Here is a 5,248-nt window from a genome sequence, read left to right on the forward strand (position 1 = left end):
ATGGAAATGGATCCGGAAGTCATGAAGCTGGCCCTGCGTCATTACCTGCGGCGCATGAGGACGTGCTCAAGGGGTTGTTCAAGCGCGTGCCGCGGCGGCCGTGGTATGCCCGACATTTGAAGGTCACGCACACGCTTTAAAACGTGTTGCAGGCGCTCTAGGTCACCGATATCGCTGCCGAATACAGCCCGCTGACACTTCGAGGATCCCCTATCTTGTTGATCAGGTATAACTCGTTGAATTCAGACACCGTGTACCCATCGGCCTTTTTGAGCGGCTGGAACAAATGGCTGGTCTGGCCACTATTGAGTGCACGCTCCATACCGCTACGCATGTCCGCCTCCTTGGAGAATTTGACGAGCCCGAAGTTGGGGTCATAGTAAAACCAGATCTTTTGGTCCTTCGTGATTTTGACGCCAGCGGTAACACCGTGCTTTGAATTGCTGATAAGAAAGGCTTTGGAGGTGGTGGCCGTTGCCAAATCCGAGATGATCCTGTCGCAGGTCGCACTGCGGGTGAGCTGCCCAGAGTGAAAATCATCTCTGAGGGTGTTTTGAAATCTCTCCAGGCTGTCGCGGAACCTTTCAGTATTAGGGTGTTTGGGGTGCGCCAGACTGAGGAAGAAGTTGCTGATCAAGGTGTTTTCCGAGCCATCGAGCATGGCCATAGCCATGGTATTCGCCAACGCGGCGCAGCCGCCCTCGGATGCAACGTTGACCTGGCTCAGGTAATACCCTTGCGGCATGGCGATCAAAGTGCCATGGGCGGCGGTCATGTCATCAGCGAATTTTCTGCTTAGCTCTAAGCTGGTTTTCCATTGCTCGTTTTTGCAAATGCTTGAACAGAGCCCCGACTTCGGCAGACGTCAGCTTCGGGTCCAGTATCAGTTCGCGCAATTGATGCATTTTCATTGTCGGTGAGAAGCCGTTGATCCCGTCCGGAGCCCCCCTTGCGAGCGCCTCTTCAAACTGCAATTGTTCTGGCGTCGCGGGCTTGCCGGGCAATGGCTTTGTGGGCGGAATGAGCTTTTCGTAGAGTGTTTTGACTTTGCCTGGCAGCGCCTCCAGCTCGTCGATACGCCTGGACAGGCTACCCAGTACCTCGGGTGACGCGGTGGCGTCCGTGGCCAGTTTTTTCAACTGAGTGATGCCCAGCTCTGCTGAATAGCCAGAAAATGCTGGCCGGGGCGAGCGTGTTGTACCCCTGATTGAATGCCGCGTGGCCTGTGGTGGTTGCTTTTGCTGCGTCAACTGCGTCGTTGAAGGCCTCCGGTATGGGTATGCCGGGTTTTGCCGGGTTGAACCAGTTGGCGACCCACTCGCTGAGGGTGCCGTTGATTTCACCCTGGGTTGCCAGGACTCTCGGCGTGAAGCCATTCACCGGCGTGCCGTAGGGTTGACGGGTGATGGGGTCGTAGTGGTGCCACTGATCGTTTTTGAATACCACAACACTATCAACCGAGCGCCCGCCGGAGGTGATCGAACCGAGCAATGCATTGCCATGCTCCTGGCTGATAGCCTTCAACCAATCATGGGCTTTATCCGTGTTTCGTATGTTGGCCAGCCACGCGGTGCTTTTGGTCAACCCTTTGCTCAGCAGGTTTGCGCCGCCAATGGCCAGGTCAGCCAGCCCGTCCAGAGGGTTGAAGTTGCTCAAGGTGACCATGCCGATGACTTTGCCCGTTCGCGCGACCTTGGTGGCAAGGGATGCGGCACTGCCGGCGACCTTGGTGAGTTTGCCGATATTGGCCGCGCCCGCTGTGAGAAAGCCAAACACATCCAGGGCCAAGTCAAACCCGCCCTCGACGTTGTTGCCTTTTTTAAAGTTTTCAATTGCCGAGCGGAAAGGAATCAAGTTCATGAAGAAATCGTTTACCTGATTGATTTTCTCGTTCGCCAGGTCCTGGGTCGTCTGCCCTCTGGCGTATTTCTTGATATCCGGGTCATCGAGATTGAAATGCTCAACGAAGGCATCAGCAATGTCTTGCGTGCGGTCGGTAGCAAAACTATCAATAGCTGCGTCAGTTGCGCCGGCGCGTTCGTTTGCGTGGTCGGCACTGACGCTTTTGGGGACGAACACGCTGGTGTTGAACGCTACATTCGCCTCCCTGGATTCACGTTCTTTCAGCGCCCACATTTCAATGGGCACGATTTCGCCTTTGGTCGGGTCGATACGGTAGCCGCTGGATTGCCCGTCGCGTTCAATTTTCACCAGCAGGTTTTTTTCATACACCGGGTCGGACTTGCTCCAGAAACCCAACTCAGTGGATGAGTTTCGATAATACGTAACTTTGCCGTACTCAAAGTTTCTACGGTCTTCCAGGGGGAGCTGCGCGATCAGGTGTTTGACCGTCGTGGCGAGGGCGATCTTTTTCTTCTTGATTGTTTCCTCAAAGCGCTTTTCGAAGTTATCGCTCACACCAAATCGGTAGCGGGCGTTCAAGTCGTTGATCGGTACACGTTTGTTCGCGGCTTCAAAGAGATAGGGCAATCTCAGATCCATCATTGCGATGTCGAGCATCGAATGCAGGCCGGGTAGCCATGTGTGTGCCTTGTTCTGCCCTCTGCGCGGAATGTTGCTGGTCTTGATCAGTTTTTGTTTGAATCAGATCACCCAGGTCGCCATACCGTTCCACCAGTACGGCCATGGCCATCTTTTCTCGGGTGGGCAATTCCAGATCCAAGGCGGCAGAGGCGCCTAGCATGTCCTGCTGTCGGGCTGTGAAGGTGGTTTTCAGGGTTTCCAGCTCTTGCACGGTGTATTGCGTGTCGTCCTTGCGGGCAATTACGTTATGGCAAACCCCCCAATCTACCAGCGCTGCTGTACGAGCTTGCGCAGCCGCCTCGGGTTGCGCCACCCTTGCATGTTCGCCTTCCTGCATCACTTGGGCAAACGTCATGTTCGGGACTTTCCCCGGCGTACTCGCTTCAATGCTCGCCACGGTAATGACCAGGTTCAGCCAGGCTGGGCTGCCGTGCCTCACGGAGGGCGGTATGTCTTTGATCAGGTAAACAGGGGCCTTCTTGGCCAGCAACACATACGCAGCCACTTTGGACAGCACAGGGCTGATCCTGCCACTGTCGACCAAATGCTTGCTCAACGTATCCAGCACTGTAGACGCGGGTTTGCCCCAGTGGCGCGCGTGCGCCAGGTCAAACCCCGCCACGTTATTACGTTGAGGGGCGGTAATGGATTCGGGGTCCAGTTGCAACTGAATGGCAGCCATCAGGTAGTCGGTGGCGCTGTTGGCAGTGGCGATACCGCCGGATTGCTCCTGCAGGTGTTTACCCAGCGTTTGGCCTGCGGAGGAACTGAGCAGGGCCTCCAGTGCTTGCGCGGGGTCACTTTGTACCTCGGGGGTTAGCGGGTGCTGGGCCAGCAAGGCATCCAGGGCGTTCAGGTAGTCAGACCTCATGGAGATAATGCGTAGTCGGCTCTGCTCAGCCTGGCTCAGGGGTATTGACCACGACAACGCGCCACCAAAATTACCCATCGGCTGCGTCAGGGCTTCCTGTTTCACCGTCTTTATCAGCTCGGTCAGCGAAAGTTGGGTGGTAGGTATCGGCCAGCCCTTGGCCCTGATAAAGCTCTCCAGTGTCGCGCCTTCACTGGGGCGCACAGGGAACGATGAGTCAGGATGAATATCCAGGGGGGCTCTCAAGGCAGCCAGTATCGCTTGAGGCGTGGTGTTCACATCCAATTGCTTCGCGATGTCTCCGAGTTTCGTGGTCAGCGTTTGCAGGTCGTGTCTGTCGCCGAACCCTTCCTTGTAGGTTTTCGGTGCAGGCGCGTGCGTCGCGCCAGCCAAGGCAGGGGGAGTGGTTAGCGGCTCGATCAGCGGTGGCTGGCGAGGTGGCCCATCGGGCTTGTTAGAGTGGAAAGGGACGTCATACCAGTGGGGGTTGGCTTGCTTGGTCGTACTGAGCATGGGCGGGGACCTGTAAGGCGAATATCCAATAGGCAAGTTTCCTGAGGAGTGCGTCTGAATTTCAGACGCATTGTTGGGTGAAGGAAAAAGCTGCGAGAGTTCCGCTCGGGCAAAGGATGGAGTGTGACCAAATAGCGACATGCGGTTAGTCGCGTTTCGGTGGTCTGGACACCCTTCAGGCTCGCTCTTGTTCCCGTAATTGCGCACTCATCTCATCGCAACTGCATGACCAGTCGCTGAGCCATTGCGGCATCGGCGGCGAGGTGTCGTCCAACCCCAGCTCGCGGACGAACTCGGAAGGGGGCAGGGTGCCCTTGGCGGAGCGAAACAACCCACGCATCACCACCACGCCGACCACTCGCCCATTGCTGACGAAACGGTGCTCCATCAGGTTCCACTTGTGGTCCCAGCCGAGAATGCGAGTGTGCACTTCGAATGCTTCGAACAGCTTCAATTCCCGGCGAAACTTGCCCCAGGTATCGCCGACTATCGGCATGGCCTTGTGGCGCAGGGCCACGCGAAAGGCGCCGGTGCGCAGCACAAAATCCATGCGCGCCACGTCGGCCAGGGTGAAATATCGGCCATTGGTGACATGCCGGTTCAGGTCCAGATCCAGGGGCCAGACCCGCATGCGCACCACTGTGGTGGCCAGGCCATGGACCGGTTTGCGCCAGGGGCGGCGCAACAGCATATGCAGTAATCGAAACCAGAGATTCATAAAGACGCCAGACAGTTGATCAATGGCTGCACTGTACGGAGCCGGAATCGGCTAAGGTAGATGCGTAAATGACTTATTACATGCGAAAAGTGCAAGCTGGAGTTTTTACATGCACGTCACCTTGCTCCTGGCGGACCAATGCTCCGCTGCCAGTGCCACCCTGGCCATGGAAATGCTCAGCGCGGCCAATCTCTTCGCCGACAGCCCGCCCTTCGAGGTGACGCTGGCGTCCCTGGACGGCCTGCCGGTGACGGCGTGGGGCGGGCAATGCCTGCAAGTGCAGGGTTCACTGGCGCAGATCGCGCATACCGACCTGGTGCTGATTCCCGGTTTTCTCTTTACCCTCAAAGAAGCCATGCCGACGTTCGCCACCTACGGCCCCTGGTTGCGTGAGCAGCATGGGCAAGGCGCTGTGTTGGCTTCGATGTGCACGGCGGCGTTCATGCTGGCCGAGACGGGGTTATTACACGGCTTGCGTGCGACGACCCACTGGGCATTTGCCGGGTTCTTCCGGCGTCGATATGCCCAGGTCAGCCTGGATGAGCGGCAGATCCTCTGCGAAGAGAATCGGCTGGTCACGTGCGGTGGCGCCACGGCGGCGA

6 protein-coding genes are annotated in these 5,248 nt (G+C 57.2%); 1 reads left to right on the forward strand and 5 read right to left on the reverse strand.

The genetic code is table 11. The annotated features are described in order from the left end of the window. Positions 1-157: 157 nt before the first annotated feature. Genes DQ405_RS27075 through DQ405_RS23820 form a run of 5 tightly spaced genes read right to left on the reverse strand, consistent with a single transcriptional unit; the run spans position 158 to position 4,646 of the window. Positions 158-775, reverse strand: a complete 618-nt coding sequence (locus tag DQ405_RS27075) for a hypothetical protein (protein ID WP_174824711.1) — start codon at positions 773-775, stop codon at positions 158-160. Positions 776-779: 4 nt separating this feature from the next. Continuing rightward, a complete protein-coding gene (locus DQ405_RS27080; protein WP_174824712.1) occupies positions 780-1,139 on the reverse strand; it encodes a hypothetical protein in 360 nt (119 codons plus the stop codon). Then, positions 1,090-2,520, reverse strand: coding sequence for a hypothetical protein (locus DQ405_RS27085; RefSeq protein ID WP_174824713.1), 1,431 nt, complete (start codon positions 2,518-2,520; stop codon positions 1,090-1,092). Before DQ405_RS27085 ends, DQ405_RS27080 begins: the two co-directional genes overlap by 50 nt. Beyond that, positions 2,474-4,069 carry a hypothetical protein gene (locus DQ405_RS27090; protein WP_174824714.1) on the reverse strand — a complete coding sequence of 532 codons (1,596 nt, stop codon included), beginning with the start codon at positions 4,067-4,069 and terminating at the stop codon, positions 2,474-2,476. The genes DQ405_RS27085 and DQ405_RS27090 overlap by 47 nt, the downstream gene beginning before the upstream one ends. Before the next feature lie 34 nt (positions 4,070-4,103). Further along, positions 4,104-4,646 (reverse strand): thioesterase family protein, encoded by a 543-nt coding sequence (locus tag DQ405_RS23820; RefSeq protein ID WP_014718812.1) that lies wholly within the window; start codon positions 4,644-4,646, stop codon positions 4,104-4,106. A gap of 109 nt (positions 4,647-4,755) precedes the next feature. On the opposite strand from DQ405_RS23820, the gene DQ405_RS23825 reads away from it, so the two are divergent. Then, a partial coding sequence (locus DQ405_RS23825; RefSeq protein WP_174824715.1) for a GlxA family transcriptional regulator occupies positions 4,756-5,248 on the forward strand: 493 nt, incomplete at its 3' end.

The organism is Pseudomonas sp. SST3 (genome assembly GCF_003325755.1).